Below are 14,238 nucleotides of genomic sequence, written 5' to 3' on the forward strand. Positions count from 1 at the left end.
CGACAAGTAGCTAGCTAAACGTCACGCGAAAGCGGGTGCCAACGTCCTGCGGCTCCAAAACAAGGCTACCGCCCAAGGCCGAAACCGTGGACTTTACAATGTTCAACCCCATGCCTGTTCCCCCCTGATCGCGGCGGGTGGTGAAAAAGGGGGTCATGATTTTCTGTTGGTTTCCGGCACTGATGCCTGTGCCATTATCTGTGATTGTCATCCAGGCCCCGTCAGGTGCGTGGCCGGTGTCCAGAACAACCTTTTGCGCCCCATGCTGGGCTGCGTTTTCCAGCAGATGGGTCAGGATAATCTGCATCGTGTTCTGGTGAGCGGGTAACGATACTGACGGGGTTGAAACCTCGACTTCAAGACCAGGAAATCGCTGCTGCAGCGCAGGGGCAAGTGCCTCTAGCGTGCAGGTCCCAGAATGGGCGTTTTGGTCGGCTAGACTAAACTCCCGCATACAGGCCAGTAGGTCCTCCATACGCTCGGCATCTCGTTCGATGTTGTCCAGAAACCTGTCCTGTTGTTCCGGTGACATCTTACTATCACGCAGCAGTTCGGCAGCACCCTTCACTGCTGTCAGAGGTGACTTTAGCTCGTGTGTTACATGTGCGGTGTAAGACTTAAGTGCATCCTGTTGGCTCTGAAGCCGTTCGGTTAGCGACTGAAAACTGTTGCTTAGGTTTTCGATTTCCCGCGTGCCAAAATGCGCAATGGGTTCCCATCTCTGGCCGTCGGTCCCGGTAGACTGGGTGCGCTGCATCAATGCGTGAATAGGGCGGGTGATAAACCGCCAGAAAACCCAACCAATCAATGACGTTGAAATCAGGATAAACAAACCAACCTTGGCCAGCGTGAACCGCTCGCTATAGAGAAACCGGAAAATATGGTTGGGAGTACGGCTTAGATAAACGGCGCCGATGACCTCTCCATTGACGGTGACCGGCATTGCCACAAACACCCGAACCCGGGTCCCACGGCTAAAAGCATAAAGAAAGGGTTCGCCGCCTTCCCGAATACGCACACGGGCCACCGACACCGTTTCGCCAGCCAATGCCCGCGCAACTTCCTCGACTGCAGCCAGCGATAGCCCAACTTCGGCGCTGCCTCCGATCACGATCCCGCGTGCGTCAAGCATTCTGTAACCGGCGAGTGTTCTGGCCTGGGATACCTCAGCGATCTGGGTAAGTTGGGACCCAATATTGCGATAGACATCGCTTTGGGTCTGAAGGCTTGGGGCTGCATCAGGGCGGGGCGGAAGAACAGTATCGCTGCTAATTGATATGGAGGGAAAAATCGGCGTGATGTTTTGCTGCTCAACAGGGGTAGTCTCTGCCTCACCGCTTTGCTTTTCATACAGCTGGGCATAGGTGGCCGATAGAACCGAGGCCTGAGACAGCAGGCTTTCCTCGGTTTGTTGCACCAACTGACTGGCGTAGAACTTGAACAGAAATAGCCCGGCAAAGGGCAAGCACAACACCAGCCCAAGCACCAGCAGAACCACAGCCCAAAGACGTGGTCGCCAGCCTGACTTTACCCCGTCTGACATGATCCCATCCTCAAGCCCACACCGTGCACCGTGATAATGCTCTCTGGGCATCCTGCTTTGCTCAGCTTGCTGCGGATGTTGCGGATATGGCTGTCAATTGTTCGGTCCGAGACATGGACGTTGTTGCCGTAAACCGCATCTGTAAGTTGTTGTCGGGACAAGACGTTTTCAGGCTTGGCCATCAGCGCCTTGAGCAGGGCAAACTCTGACGCGGTCAATGTGACTTCGGCCTTTGCCACTAGGCACAAATGCCGTTCCGCATCAATTTCCAAATCCCCCTGAACAAAGACAGGTTTTGGGGTCTCTGCTGCCGGGGCAACCCGTTTCAAAATCGCCTTGATCCGCGCAACCAATTCGCGGGGGGAAAACGGCTTGGTGACATAGTCATCCCCGCCAATCTCAAGGCCGATGATCCGGTCAATCTCATCATCCCGCGCTGTCAGGAAAAGGATCGGCACCTCCGAGCTTCTCCTGACAGCGCGACAGACATCCAACCCATCCATTTCAGGCAACCCAATGTCCAAGACGATCAAATCTGGATTGGTCGCTTCTACGATCTCAAGTGCGGCCAACCCATTGTCTGCGGTTGAGATAGAGTACCCTGAGTTTTCAAGCGCAAAGCCAATGACCTCGCGGATATTGGGGTCGTCATCGACAATAAGAATTCGGGCAGCCATCTATTGCGTTACCTGTAATAATTTTCGCTAAGATAAGCCTGCAGACGGCCCCGGCGAAAGCCCCATTCGCGCCAGTTGTTGATTGGGGTGAATTTAGGTCGGTCGTTAAAAGAGATATGGCATATAACTGAGCTCGTTTTCCGTTCGTGCTCCAGAATCGGGGGAAGCGCCTGTTCCCCCAGACTACAGATGTATCCATGGTCCTGGCGGGAGACTGAGGTCGTGTGGTTCAGGTTGTAGTCCGCAATCACATAGGCAAAGTTCACAAAACAACACAGATAAAGCGTCGCCATCATGGTTGCCATGTTGGTGCTCAGCAACCAGGAAATGCTTTTGCAGCGGGCGATTTTCACAATGGTGAGAAGAAGGCCGACAAAAACCAGCAGCATCCAGATAAAGGCCGCAATCCGCATATAGGTCAGGCTGTAGGCCTCAACATACAACTGCAGACGATAGGCTGCGGTAATGACCAGGAACAGGTTTTGCCCCAACCACAGGTACATCAAGCCCTGCTGAAAACGGTCGTCTTTGATCATCTTGTGGGTGGCAATGGCAAATACACCAGCCAAGAGTGCAGTTGCCACCAGCGGATACGCCCCGCGGTGGGCATAGCTGGCATGGCTCATTCCCTCGGGCAACGACACGCCCCCAGTCAGAACGCCAAGGTCCATAGCTGTTTGGGCAAGGAAAAGTAGGTTGAACAACACAAGCGAGTTCCGAACGGAAGTCGGGTTTACAATGGCACTTAACCACGAGGATTGAATGGCGCGCGTTTTCGGGGCTGTTGCAATGGGCCCAAGCCATTTTTCACGCAGATTTAGGTATGGCCAGATCAGCGAGGCTGCAATGATCCAGAAGACACCGCGCGCGAGCTGTTTGCCCGACAGGAACTCCAGCGCAGATAATTGATCAAGAAACAGTTCAAGCATTGGGTTGGCCGAGCTGAGCAGGACAAGGAAAACAAGTCCAACCGACAGAGGGAGCACGAGGTCTTTTATCCGCTGTTTGAAACTTACTTTGACACGCCCTGCCTTGATTTCCTTTGCTACACCAAAGGGAAGTTGAGATGCCCCTTTGGTTGAGATCCGCAGGAAAGCTGCGAGCAGTTGCCACCAATCCAAAATCTGATCATAGGCAACCCAACCTGCCAAGGTTATGACACCAGCAAAGCTAAACAGCAGCGACAGCGGTTGGAGCTGCTCTATAACGGGTAGGTTACAGGACAGCTCAAACACAAACGTCGTTATGGTCTGTCTGCGGTTGGCACCACCAGGTTTGAGCGCCAGAATGATCGAGCAAACCGCAAGTGCGAAAAGCGCAACGGAAATTCCCAGATTGCGTTGCCAGAACAACCAGTCCGCCAGCAGAACCAGAAACACCAAGGCGGGAAAGGCAATGGGGTGCCGTTTGAGGAAGGTTGGCTGTGCAGACTTGTCGCTGCGCTGGGCATCTTCCGTAGCGCTGGTGGCGTCACTGGCTAACCACCAGCCATCCTGTCGAATGCAATCGGGAACGCCATCAAGAATTAGTTGCCTGCTCATCTGTTTTCTCCAGGAAATCACTTTGTTTCTGGAGTGCAAACTGGCGGACCCGTTTGCATGTCTTGGTCATGAGTTGTGCAGATGAGAAAGTTGTTTTGTGCAGGATTTGTGCAGGCTAAAGTCGAGCGGAAAAGCCTGAGCTGTCGTGCTATGTTTCGCGGGGCAGGGTGAGCGTCAGACTGGCACCAACGTCAACATGATTGATCAACAGCTCCCCGTTGTGTCGCTCGGCCACCGACGAAGCGATAGCCAACCCCAACCCGCTCCCTTGCGAGGGTTCAATCTGCGAAAACCGTCGAAACGCCGTTTCTCTTTGCTCGGGGGGCAGCCCTTTGCCGTCGTCAGCCACTGTCAGGTGCACCAAGTGTTCGGTGCAGGTAATTGCAACAGTGATCATGTTCAACTTGGGCCCGGCATGTTTTAGGACGTTATCGATCAGGTTTTTGATCGCCTCAGCCAGAAACACCGGGTCTCCCAGAACAAAAACTGGCTGCTCTGCAGATATCAGCTCAAATTCGACCCCTAGGGACAGAACCTGCGAGCCAATATCCTCACAAACACCTTGGGCCAGTTGGGAAAATCCAGCTTTTCAAACGTCGAGGCAGTGATCGGCTGTTGCAGATGGTCTAAGGACAACAGCTGATCGGCAACATGTGCCGAGTTTCGTGCCGCAAGGATAAGCTCCGAAATCCGCGTGTCCCGATCCTGGCCAGCAGAGGCATCCCGTACCGCTTCGGCCATGGACTGAACCGCCGCAGCGGGGTTGCGCAATTGGTGCGCGGCGTCTGAGATAAAGTTCTGCTATGCTTTGATGCTGGTTTCCACCTGCCCAAGCAGCAGGTTTAGTGTGCGCACGATCCCTTGCACCTCGCCAGGAACGGGCCGCTTGATGCGGGCCAGGTCATCTGGCGAGAGCATGGCGATGGCGTTTTGCAGGTCGACCAAGTGGCGCAGGCCCCGCGCCACGCCAAACCAGACCACCAAGGCAAGTGTAAGCAGAAAAACGCCCATCAAACCGGCGGCCCGTATCGCCAGCTCGCGGGCAAAGGACTGCTGGTCAGCCAGTCGCTGCCAAACCGTCACAGTAGCATCGCCAGTCATATTCCCAAATGTCATCCGCTCGGTAATCAACAAAACACGCACCGGGTCGTCGCGGTAAACCGCTTCGAAAAAAGTGGGTATGTATTTGTTCTTTTCGTCTATGGCCCCAGTTGAGAGTGGGGGAATGCATATCCGGTCAAATAAGATCCCCCCGGACCGGTTGCGTGATAGAAAACCTCTCCACCCGACGCATCGCGGACCATGTCCCGGGTTGAGAACGACAACAGATCGCCGCCAGACACTGCGACATCACGAGAAATAGCCAAGGCGGCTGACAGCAAGGTCCGGTCGAACAGCTCTTCCGAGGTGCGCTGGGCAACCTGAATGCGCCAGATACCCAGCAGGATCGCCATTAAAACCAGCGGAATAAGGATCAGAGCAAACAGCCTAAGCCGCAAAGACGCGGACTGCTGTTTCACCCTTTGACCTCAAGCATATAACCCAATCCGCGTGCCGTTTTGATCGATACGCCATGGTCTGCCAGCCGTCGTCGCAGACGTGAAACATGGGGCTCAATCGCCGTTTCATCCACATCCGTGCCAATGTCGTAGACATGATCGGTCAGTTGGGTTTTGGACACGATGCGGGCACGTCGTTCCAGCAGGCATCCAGCACCGCCAATTCGCGTCTCGGGGTATCCAACAGCTGCCCGCTCGCGCTGACCTGCCGTGTCTCTCTCTGAAACTCCAATCCGCCAATCGTTTCGTGGTCCCGTAATCCAGTTCCTTGCGCCGTGACAAGGCTCTGATTCGGGCTTCCAATTCGTCCATTTCAAAGGGTTTGACCAGATAATCATCTGCCCCTTTGTCCAACCCAGCGACCCTGTCGCTCAGATCGCTGCGCGCGGTCAGCAAGATGACAGGGGTGCCATCGCCACGCGCTCTTAAGGCTCACAAGACTTCTAAGCTACTTTTGGCTGATAGGTTGATATCGAGCACAACCAAATCAGCACCTTCCTGAGCCAGAAAGGCATCTGCCATCCCCATCATGCAACACATCTGCTGCATGGCCCCGGTCCCGCAACCGGTAAGCAATGGCATTGGCTAGCGTCTCGTTATCTTCGATGATCGCAATTCGCATTTTGAGGTCCGCAAGGTTGGACCCCCATGTTCGGCAAATCGAACAGGGCATCAATCCCTAAATTGTAGGACAATCTTGGCGACCATTTGTAGACAGCTGAGGTTGTTTGGTCTTATGGGAGGAACCAATGACCGTTTCTAAATTTTCGCGTCGTGCGGCTCTTGCGTGATTGCAGCAGCTGGTTTGGCGTTGCCAGCAAACGCTGGTGTCGATTTCTCGGGCAAAACTATTGAATGGGTTATTCCCTTTTCTGAAACAGGCGGCTCTGCAATGTGGGCAAACTCTTTTGCACCAATGTTGAGCGAAGAACTGCTTGGCAACCCAACTGTTGTGGTTAAATTTATGCCGGGCGCGGGCTCGACCAAAGGGTCAACTGGTTCCAGAACCAAGAGCATGAAGACGGCACGCTGCTGTTTGGCACCTCTGGTTCAACCCAATTCCCTTATCTGCTCGGCGACCCGCGTGTACGCTATGAATACACCGACTGGATACCTGTCATGGCGTCGGCACCGGTGGCGTTGCCTATATGAATGCCGAAGATGGCGGTAAGTTCGATGGAACTGCGAATGGCCTGAAAGACATCGACTTTATCTATGGATCGCCGGGGGCAACCCGTCTGGATCTAGTGCCGCTGTTGGCATGGCAGATGCTAGGCATGAACGTCGAGCCAGTCTTTGGCATCAAAGGTCGCGGTGATGGCCGCCTGATGTTTGAACGTGGCGAAGCCACCATCGATTACCAAACCACCTCAGGTTATCTCAAAAGTTCGGCTGACCTTGTTTCGGCTGGTGACGCTGTGCCTATAATGAGCTGGGGTAAGCGTTTGAGCTTGCAAGCGTCTAGGTCCTAACAATCAGGGTAGAAGGAGCCTTATCAGATCTGACAATCTGATAAGGCCCGGGTCATTCTACTTATGCACCACAATGCTGATCGACAATACGCTGTACCATCGGCGCAAAATGGGCAAACGCAGGCGTTTCCATATCCGCATGTTTGCCAGCCTCATCCAGATACCGCACCGCGATGATTTCCTTTAGGTTGGGGTTCTGTTCAAACTTTGCAACTTCACTCTCGTTCATCGGGCCGCCCTGCAGGTTCAGCGAATGGACCGAAGCCTCAGACAGCCGATTGAAGTAGGACGGCTTGGTCGCACAGAGATAGCGCTTGGCCGCGACGTGATATTTGACACAATCGGTTACAAGGCTGGGAAAGAAATCCTGCAGAACTTCGGCCCCGGCATCCTCGTGAAACTTGTCCTCGGTATCGTTCATGCTGAAAGTACCAAACTCGCTGGTGAAGTGACCAATGTCATGCAGCAGGGCCGACACGATGATCACCTCATCCTGTCCAGCCCGCTCTGCCAAGGTGGCGCCTTGCAGCATATGCTCGGCCATGGTCACCGGTTCGCCCAGATATTCCTCGCCACCGCGCCGCTCAAAAATGTCCTCCAGAAAGGCCACGATGTTCTGCGGAGTCAGGGTGGTGAAATCAGGCTTGCTCATCCTTTAGCCTCCAGCACCGCAAGCTTCGAATTAAGCGCGTCCTTGTCGGCATAACAGCCCTGCAACCAGCGGGTGCCAGCGCCGGAATAGCCCTTGCGTGCGTGCAGCACACGGGTGTTGTCCACAATGAAGCTTTCGCCCGGATCCAGTCGGAAAGTGATTTCCATCTCAGGGTCATCAATCAACTCCCCCATGCGACGGTAGGCTTGATAGTACAGCTTCATCTGGTCAAACGGCACATCGGTGATCGCTGCGGTCGAACGGTTGTTGAAGCGCACGCCAATCAGCTCGCCATCCGGGGCCAACTCGATCATCGGGCGGCGCGATTGCAGTATGACACCGTCTGATCCGGCATACTCAAAGTTGGCGCAATAGCGGCTCAAGACATTGAACCAGTCCTCGTTTTCGGCGCGCAGGCGTTCCACCACCTTGAACCCATCGACCACCATATTCTCGCCACCAGCGGCCGAGCTTTCCAGGCAATACAGAACCTGAATGGTTGGCACCGGATCGCGGTAAGGGTTGTCGGTATGTGCCTGTAGCCCCAGCCCGGTATAGGCCAAGTTGGTTGGGTTTACCTCGGTGCGAACCTCAAAATGGCGGCCATAATTGGTCTCACGCACATGCCCAAACAGATCAACCACCCGCATCAACGACTGGTCCTCGGTTGGGCCATTTGACAGTTTGCCAAAGCCAAAACGGGCAACCTGCGCTAACCAGTCCCTGAGCGCGGCAGTGTCCGATGAAACAGCGGTGAAATCCGCTAACGGGATCCGGTCCGACAGGGTTTGGTCCCAGGTTTCAACCCGAGGCTTGGTCCAGCCCGATTGCGGTTCTTGGGGCCGGTCATAGGCGTGTTGCAGCAGCCAGCTTGCATCAAACTCAATGGCCTTGTTCTCGGGCATGAATGTCAGTGTCAGCTTGTCACCCGACATCTCAGCCGCGCTGATATGTGTCTCGCCAGGGATATCTCCCAGGGTGATCAAACGCTGGCCGTTGTCAGCTGAGCGTGTTTCGGCGTCGTGGGCATTGTCACGCAACCAAATGGCATGGAAACGGGCGGATTGAGTGGTGCTTTGAAGCGTAAGCTGTTGGCCATCGCTGCTAAGGACTGAGTCAAACATATTGGGATCGCTTTTGTAGGTTTCGCGCATATTGCGGTTGCAAGTTCTCACATCTGACCCATAATAGCGACCAACATATACTGAGCCTGAGATGTGGTTTTCCTTATGTCTAATCTGCCGCTGAACAACATCCCATTAGAGTGGATACGCGCCTTCGAGGCCGCTGGACGGGCGGGCAGTTTTACCGCTGCGGCACAAGAGCTGAACGTGACCCAGGCGGCGATCAGCCAGCGGATAACCACGCTCGAAGCGCGTTTGGGCCGCCCGTTGTTTATTCGCGGAGCCCGGGGCATCGCACTGTCGGTCGATGGCGAAACCTGGCTACCCTATGTCACAGCAGCGCTTGGCGATCTGAACGAGAGCTACGAGGGGATATTTGGCGTTCAGCGCGACAAGCTTTCCATCTCGGCCAGTGCCTCGGTGATCGAGCTGTGGCTGACCCAACGACTGCCCAACTGGACAGTAGAGAAACGGCCGCAAATTGCCTTCTCCACCCGGGTTTTATCCTCGGACGCGCAGCAGCAGGATGCCAATATCCGTATTGAGTACGGCACCGGAGAGTGGGTGTTTCACCATAAAACGCCCTTGTTTACCGAGATGATCAGCCCCGTGGCTGCACCCCGCCTGCTGCAAGAGGGAGCAGACTGGCGGTCACTGCCGCGCATCGCCTTGTCGGGGCCACGGGCCAGCTGGCAAGACTGGACCCGTTTCAGCGGCGATCCTGCAACGCCGGTTCCAAAGCTCTGGTTTGACAGCTTTGCCGCGGCTCTTGCGGCGGCCCAGAGCGGCGAAGGTGTCCTGCTTGCCTCCTTGCCTCTCTGCGCGGCCCAGCTAGAGCAGGGCACACTGCTGCGGCTTTGCAGCGAGGTTCTTGAACCTCCTGCCACTTATTGGATGCTTGCGCACAAGGATGAGCTCACCAAATCGCTCTGGACCCGCGTGTGCAGCTACTTCGCGGAAAGCCCCAGCAAGGGATCGTAAACTGGCGGATCGTAAATTTTTTGTTAGATCCCAAAAATCATCTTCGCGGGTTGTCCTGCAAAATCCGATGACTTAGGACATGCCTCAGTTGAGCGGGCGTTGTGTAGTGGTTAGACCTTAGCCTTCCAGGAAAGTGATGTGACTTTCGCAAGGTTGCATAGAGTTGCTAAATAGCTCATTTTGTTTAATAATGAGTAGCATCATGCACGGCACAGTATCATTTTGTATCAGTTCACTTCCGACAAAAATCCGACAAAATGCCAAAGCTCACAGAGTTCTTCGCCCGCAAAGTTCCACAGACAAAAGCGGGTACCGACAAGCATTGGGATAGTGAGGTCAGAGGTTTCGTTCTCTTCGTGGGGAAGAAATCAAAGACTTGGTATTATCAGAAGGACGTTGGCGGGCAGACACGCTGGGTCCTTATTGGGCGGTTTCCGGTGATATCGGCGGACGTTGCTCGCCAGACTGCGCTGGGTTTTGCTCTGGAATGGGGCAAGGGGCTGGCAAGGAGATCCAGATAGGTGCGCCGATTCTGGTATTTGCGATGGACGCCTACCTAGTGCGCCCAAAGTTTTATTCAGAAACAGACTAACTTAGTGTCCGGCAGCAGTTCGAGCTGCACCTGAAAGACTGATTGCGTTTCCCACTCGATGAAAACACAAAAGCGATGGTCGCGGAGCGGCATCGCTCTATGGCAGCAACGCCGTCGGCGGCCAATCACACATTGAAAATTTTCCGGACGGTTTGGAACCACGCGCGACGTGTTCACGATCTACCGGAGGCACCGACCATGGCGATCGAATGGTACGTGGAGCGGCCGAAGGGAACAACCATCGATGACCTAAAGACTTGACGTGATGAAGTAGACGGTCTCTTCAATCCGATTCACCAGGTATTCTACAAGTTCATCATGTATGCTGGGCTGCGCAAAACTGAAGCGCTTACGCTGGAATGGAAGAATGTGCACGAAATCCACATGCGGGTAATTCGCACCCCGCGTCAGCGGAATGTATAATGTCTGGTGAGGGTTGAGGTTAAGGTTGTTGTTGATTTGGTGAAGGGCCTGCGGGTGAATTAAGGTGCTCAATGTCAACAACTGTCTCAGAGATGCAAACGACCTAAAGCCGCATTCCTCACAACACCTGAATGTCAGGAACCGAAAAGGATCAGCACCTCTAGGAGACTTGGCTTCTGAGGCGAAGTTACCACCCAAAACCGCCATTGTTACCGGATCAACTGCGGAGAAAACATTTGGTATGCTTGAACCCTGATTGGGCCAATCTCGAATGAGAATGCCAGTGTTTCTTGTCGCAATGTTATCATCCTGAGGAACCCAAGAAGGAGATGGCCATGCGATGTGGATTTGTCGGTCTGGGTCAGCTGGGAGCGCCGATGGCGGCGAACCTGGCAGCGGCACATGACGTAAAAGTTTTCGACCTTAACCCCGAAGCAATCGCATCTGTAGTTGCGGCCGGAGCATTGGAGGCGACCTCAACCAAAGATTTTGGTGATGTCGACGTTCTGATCCTTTGCTTGCCAAGGGGGCGGGTCGTCGAGACCTCTCTCTTTGACGAGGAACTTGGCATTGCACAGAGCCTTGCTGCGAATACGGTCGTGATAGATACATCAACAATCGAATATTCACTCACGCTCAGCATTAATGAACGTCTTCAAGCGCTCGGTTTGAGGTTCTTGGACGCGCCAGTTTCCGGAAAGAGAAAGCAAGCTCAACACGGCACGCTAACGATGATGATCGGTGGCGATACAAACCTCACTGAGGATCTGAGGCCTGTGCTTGCCACAATGGCAAATCGCATTTCACATGCTGGTGCAGTTGGTTGCGGACAGTTGACCATTGCACGCGATAATGCACGGGCCGGAGAACGGGCCAAGTCAAACTTGTTGACAGTGATGAGCCACGAGATGCGCACCCCCTTGAGCGGTATTCTGGGATCGATGGAGTTGTTGGAAACCACCGGGACAACATCTGAACAAGATAGCTACTTGCGTGCCATGCGGGTGTCCGGAGAATTATTGCTGCACTATGTCAACGACGTGTTGCAATTGTCGCATCTTGAGGCTGGAGCGGCATCAGAACAGCCTCGCATTGTCGACCTAGAAGAGCTGATGACCGCGGTGGTGGACAGTCAGCAAGCCACTGCACTGGCCCACAGTAATCGCCTAGAACTGCATTGGCGATTAAGCGGGGCCACCACCGTCCTGGGGTGCCCACACCAAATCCAACAGATAATGCTAAACCTGATCGGCAATGCTTTGAAGTTCACACAAAATGGCAGTGTTACAGTCACGGTCGAACGACAGTCCAGCCATGGTCAAGTGGAATTCGTGGTTTCTGATACAGGTATTGGTGTTGCAAAAGAGGATCTGGAACGCATTTTTGAGGAGTTTGTTACACTCGATACCCGCTACGGACGTACCAGCGAGGGAACCGGTCTAGGGCTGGCGATCACTCGGTGCATTGTCGCTAAGCTTGGCGGTGTGATCGAAGCGGAAAGTAAACCTGGAGTGGGCAGCCTGTTCCGGGTTGCACTGCCGCTGCCTGAGGGGACCGAAAGTCAGTTAAGTGCTCCGCATCAATTTGCTGGAACCAGGTCACCAAGGCATCTACTTGTCGTCGAGGATAACGACATGAACAGAGAACTGCTGGCCAAAACATTACAAGGACTGGGCCATCGGGTGGCGACCGCCGCCAGCGGCGTTGAGGCAGTGGATGCAGCCGCCGAATGTCAGTTTGACCTGATCCTAATGGATATCAGCATGCCGCAGGTCGATGGCCCCGAGGCCTATCGTCGAATCCGCGAACAGAAATTGGCCGAAGGAGTGGATATTGTCGCGCTGACTGCCCATGCGGCTGCGGAAGATCATGCTCGTATATTGGAAGCCGGGTTTGCTGAAGTGGCGACCAAACCGATTAGTCGGCTTGAGTTGTCTCAATTGGTCAGCCGCCGCACTCGCGTCAGAACACATTCGGAGTTTACGCTGGAGAGCTCCAATTTTACCAACCACGCGTCAGCGTCAACTTGGAGCACATAGCGGCGCAATTGGGGTGTCACGTTCAATAGGCGTTTCTCAAAGGAACCAACGGCGTGCTTAAGCCTGAACTTGCGGGATAAAATCCAGCGCCAAAATGTGAACCAAATTCGGTTGACGGTACATAGAATTCTCCGAAAGCGTGAATCCCGAATGGGCCAATCTCGATAGAGAATGCCAGAGTTCCGCATGGTGATGTTATCTTCTTGAGAAACAAATGAAGGAGTTAGCCATGCGATATGGGTTTGTCGGATTGGGTCAGATGGGAGCGCCGATGGCAGCGAACCTGGCAGCGGCACATGACGTAAAAGTTCTGGATCTTAGCGAAGATGCAATCAAAGCTGCGGTTTCCGCCGGAGCATTAGCGGCATCCTCACCCAAAGACTTTTCTGATGTCGACGTTCTGTTTCTTTGCCTGCCAAGTGGCAATATTGTCGAGAAATCTCTCTTTGATGAGAAAAACGGCATTGCAAGGTTCCTTTCGCCGAACACCATTGTGGTTGATACATCGACAATCGAATATGCGCTGACGCTGAGCATTGGCGAACGCCTCGGAGCGCTTGGCCTAAGGTTCTTAGACGCACCGGTGTCCGGCATGTGGAAGCGTGCGCAGGAAGGCACGCTCACGATGATGATCGGTGGCGATGGCGACATCGTTGAGGTTCTGAGATCAGCACTTTCCACAATGGCCAATCGCATCCTGCATACTGGTGCAGTTGGCAGCGGTCAGTTGACTAAACTGATCAATCAGCTGCTCTTCGACATTAACGTTGCTGCGTTGGCAGAGATCTTGCCAATGGCCAAAAAGCTGGGACTTGAACCGGAAAATACTGCGGAAGTCGTCAACTCTGGCACAGGTCGAAGCTATGCATCCGAATACTTTATTCCACAAATCCTCGAAGGTAGGTTTGATACCGGTTATCCACTTCAATCCGCATACAAAGACTTGATCAGTGGTGCAGAAATTTCGGCACGTTACCAAATTCCGGCTCCGGTTCTGGCAGCGGCCACCAGCACATATCAGCAGGCTTTGCTTCAGGGGCATGGGGCCAAGGACAAGGGAGCCATGGTGCTTGTTTATGAGCATCTTTTGGGCGTGAGTTGCCGCAAATCTAGCTTGGAGGACATAACCAATGACTGAGGGAAAAGGAATTCAGGGCGGATTGACAAACTATGGCGATAAAGACTTCGCATCTTATTTACGCCGGTCTTTTGTGCGGTCCATGGGGCTTTCACGTGAGATGCTGAACAAGCCCATCGTCGGTATCGCGATGACGCCCTCAGGGTTCAACAACTGCCATCGCTCCATGCCGGAATTGGTAGAGGCGGTATCTCGCGGTGTTCTTGCCGCCGGAGCATTGCCGCGACCATTCCCGACCGTTTCATTAGGTGAGGTTTTCCTAAACCCCACCAGCATGGTCTATCGCAATCTTATGTCAATGGACACTGAGGAGATGGTACGCGCACAGCCTATGGACGCTGTTGTATTGATCGGAGGGTGTGACAAAACCGTTCCCGCGCAGTTGATGGGGGCCGCATCGGCGGACATCCCGAGCGTACAGTGTGCGTCGGCAGAGTTTTTGGGTCCAAAGGCAGCCTAAACTAAGAGAAAGTTTGGCTCATCTGGTTGGTTTGATT

General features: G+C 54.0%; 16 protein-coding genes and 1 pseudogene. 6 read left to right on the plus strand and 11 right to left on the minus strand.

Features of this window, described 5'->3' with window-relative positions:
• Positions 1-10: 10 nt before the first annotated feature.
• The 9 genes and pseudogenes from AC2T28_RS24115 to AC2T28_RS24155 form a co-directional block, all read right to left on the minus strand.
• Complete coding sequence (locus AC2T28_RS24115) at positions 11-1,543, minus strand: sensor histidine kinase (RefSeq protein WP_486751156.1); 1,533 nt, start codon at positions 1,541-1,543, stop codon at positions 11-13.
• The gene (locus AC2T28_RS24120) at positions 1,528-2,220 is read right to left on the minus strand and encodes a response regulator (RefSeq protein WP_486751157.1); all 693 of its coding nucleotides are present in this window, start codon (positions 2,218-2,220) and stop codon (positions 1,528-1,530) included. The genes AC2T28_RS24115 and AC2T28_RS24120 overlap by 16 nt, the downstream gene beginning before the upstream one ends.
• Positions 2,221-2,228: 8 nt before the next feature.
• Positions 2,229-3,761 (minus strand): DUF4153 domain-containing protein, encoded by a 1,533-nt coding sequence (locus AC2T28_RS24125; RefSeq protein ID WP_486751158.1) that lies wholly within the window; start codon positions 3,759-3,761, stop codon positions 2,229-2,231.
• 148 nt (positions 3,762-3,909) lie between these two features.
• Positions 3,910-4,227: a sensor histidine kinase gene (locus AC2T28_RS24130; RefSeq protein WP_486751159.1), complete on the minus strand. Its 318-nt coding sequence runs from the start codon at positions 4,225-4,227 to the stop codon at positions 3,910-3,912.
• Positions 4,228-4,283: 56 nt separating this feature from the next.
• Positions 4,284-4,502 (minus strand): hypothetical protein, encoded by a 219-nt coding sequence (locus AC2T28_RS24135; RefSeq protein WP_486751160.1) that lies wholly within the window; start codon positions 4,500-4,502, stop codon positions 4,284-4,286.
• A gap of 60 nt (positions 4,503-4,562) precedes the next feature.
• Positions 4,563-4,904 (minus strand): hypothetical protein, encoded by a 342-nt coding sequence (locus tag AC2T28_RS24140; RefSeq protein WP_486751161.1) that lies wholly within the window; start codon positions 4,902-4,904, stop codon positions 4,563-4,565.
• A gap of 56 nt (positions 4,905-4,960) precedes the next feature.
• Positions 4,961-5,281, minus strand: coding sequence for a sensor histidine kinase N-terminal domain-containing protein (locus AC2T28_RS24145; RefSeq protein WP_486751162.1), 321 nt, complete (start codon positions 5,279-5,281; stop codon positions 4,961-4,963).
• Positions 5,278-5,658, minus strand: a complete 381-nt coding sequence (locus tag AC2T28_RS24150) for a helix-turn-helix domain-containing protein (RefSeq protein ID WP_486751163.1) — start codon at positions 5,656-5,658, stop codon at positions 5,278-5,280. The genes AC2T28_RS24145 and AC2T28_RS24150 overlap by 4 nt, the downstream gene beginning before the upstream one ends.
• A gap of 7 nt (positions 5,659-5,665) precedes the next feature.
• Positions 5,666-5,716 (minus strand): annotated as a pseudogene (locus AC2T28_RS24155) (hypothetical protein); the annotation flags it as partial.
• A 752-nt stretch (positions 5,717-6,468) separates the two neighbouring features.
• Here AC2T28_RS24155 and AC2T28_RS24160 point away from each other — a divergent pair.
• Positions 6,469-6,792, plus strand: a complete 324-nt coding sequence (locus tag AC2T28_RS24160) for a hypothetical protein (RefSeq protein WP_486751164.1) — start codon at positions 6,469-6,471, stop codon at positions 6,790-6,792.
• Positions 6,793-6,853: 61 nt separating this feature from the next.
• On the opposite strand, the gene tmpB is transcribed toward AC2T28_RS24160, so the two are convergent.
• Complete coding sequence (gene tmpB / locus AC2T28_RS24165) at positions 6,854-7,444, minus strand: (R)-1-hydroxy-2-trimethylaminoethylphosphonate oxygenase (RefSeq protein WP_486751165.1); 591 nt, start codon at positions 7,442-7,444, stop codon at positions 6,854-6,856.
• On the minus strand, positions 7,441-8,568 hold the full coding sequence (gene tmpA / locus AC2T28_RS24170; protein ID WP_486751166.1) for a 2-trimethylaminoethylphosphonate dioxygenase: 1,128 nt from the start codon (positions 8,566-8,568) through the stop codon (positions 7,441-7,443). Before tmpA ends, tmpB begins: the two co-directional genes overlap by 4 nt.
• Before the next feature lie 105 nt (positions 8,569-8,673).
• On the opposite strand from tmpA, the gene AC2T28_RS24175 reads away from it, so the two are divergent.
• The 5 genes from AC2T28_RS24175 (at position 8,674) to AC2T28_RS24195 (ending at position 14,201) form a co-directional block, all read left to right on the plus strand.
• Positions 8,674-9,549: a LysR family transcriptional regulator gene (locus AC2T28_RS24175; protein WP_486751167.1), complete on the plus strand. Its 876-nt coding sequence runs from the start codon at positions 8,674-8,676 to the stop codon at positions 9,547-9,549.
• A gap of 257 nt (positions 9,550-9,806) precedes the next feature.
• Positions 9,807-10,070 (plus strand): integrase arm-type DNA-binding domain-containing protein, encoded by a 264-nt coding sequence (locus tag AC2T28_RS24180; protein WP_486751168.1) that lies wholly within the window; start codon positions 9,807-9,809, stop codon positions 10,068-10,070.
• An 829-nt stretch (positions 10,071-10,899) separates the two neighbouring features.
• A complete protein-coding gene (locus AC2T28_RS24185) occupies positions 10,900-12,603 on the plus strand; it encodes an NAD(P)-binding domain-containing protein (protein WP_486751169.1) in 1,704 nt (567 codons plus the stop codon).
• Between the two features lie 214 nt (positions 12,604-12,817).
• Entirely contained in the window at positions 12,818-13,741 is a 924-nt protein-coding gene (locus tag AC2T28_RS24190; protein ID WP_486751170.1) for an NAD(P)-dependent oxidoreductase, read from the plus strand.
• Positions 13,734-14,201: a dihydroxy-acid dehydratase domain-containing protein gene (locus tag AC2T28_RS24195; RefSeq protein WP_486751171.1), complete on the plus strand. Its 468-nt coding sequence runs from the start codon at positions 13,734-13,736 to the stop codon at positions 14,199-14,201. Before AC2T28_RS24190 ends, AC2T28_RS24195 begins: the two co-directional genes overlap by 8 nt.
• Positions 14,202-14,238: the final 37 nt, after the last annotated feature.

The sequence above is a fragment of the Parasedimentitalea nitratireducens genome (genome assembly GCF_057444295.1).

Coding starts and splice junctions, on each gene's coding strand:
- AC2T28_RS24135 (WP_486751160.1), bottom strand. CDS start 4,502: ATGGCCGAAGCGGTACGGGATGCCTCTGCTGGCCAGGATCGGGACACG.
- AC2T28_RS24195 (WP_486751171.1), top strand. CDS start 13,734: ATGACTGAGGGAAAAGGAATTCAGGGCGGATTGACAAACTATGGCGAT.
- AC2T28_RS24150 (WP_486751163.1), bottom strand. CDS start 5,658: ATGATTATCTGGTCAAACCCTTTGAAATGGACGAATTGGAAGCCCGAA.
- tmpA (WP_486751166.1), bottom strand. CDS start 8,568: ATGTTTGACTCAGTCCTTAGCAGCGATGGCCAACAGCTTACGCTTCAA.
- AC2T28_RS24115 (WP_486751156.1), bottom strand. CDS start 1,543: ATGTCAGACGGGGTAAAGTCAGGCTGGCGACCACGTCTTTGGGCTGTG.
- AC2T28_RS24190 (WP_486751170.1), top strand. CDS start 12,818: ATGAAGGAGTTAGCCATGCGATATGGGTTTGTCGGATTGGGTCAGATG.
- AC2T28_RS24125 (WP_486751158.1), bottom strand. CDS start 3,761: ATGAGCAGGCAACTAATTCTTGATGGCGTTCCCGATTGCATTCGACAG.
- AC2T28_RS24120 (WP_486751157.1), bottom strand. CDS start 2,220: ATGGCTGCCCGAATTCTTATTGTCGATGACGACCCCAATATCCGCGAG.
- tmpB (WP_486751165.1), bottom strand. CDS start 7,444: ATGAGCAAGCCTGATTTCACCACCCTGACTCCGCAGAACATCGTGGCC.
- AC2T28_RS24160 (WP_486751164.1), top strand. CDS start 6,469: ATGAATGCCGAAGATGGCGGTAAGTTCGATGGAACTGCGAATGGCCTG.
- AC2T28_RS24175 (WP_486751167.1), top strand. CDS start 8,674: ATGTCTAATCTGCCGCTGAACAACATCCCATTAGAGTGGATACGCGCC.
- AC2T28_RS24180 (WP_486751168.1), top strand. CDS start 9,807: ATGCCAAAGCTCACAGAGTTCTTCGCCCGCAAAGTTCCACAGACAAAA.
- AC2T28_RS24185 (WP_486751169.1), top strand. CDS start 10,900: ATGCGATGTGGATTTGTCGGTCTGGGTCAGCTGGGAGCGCCGATGGCG.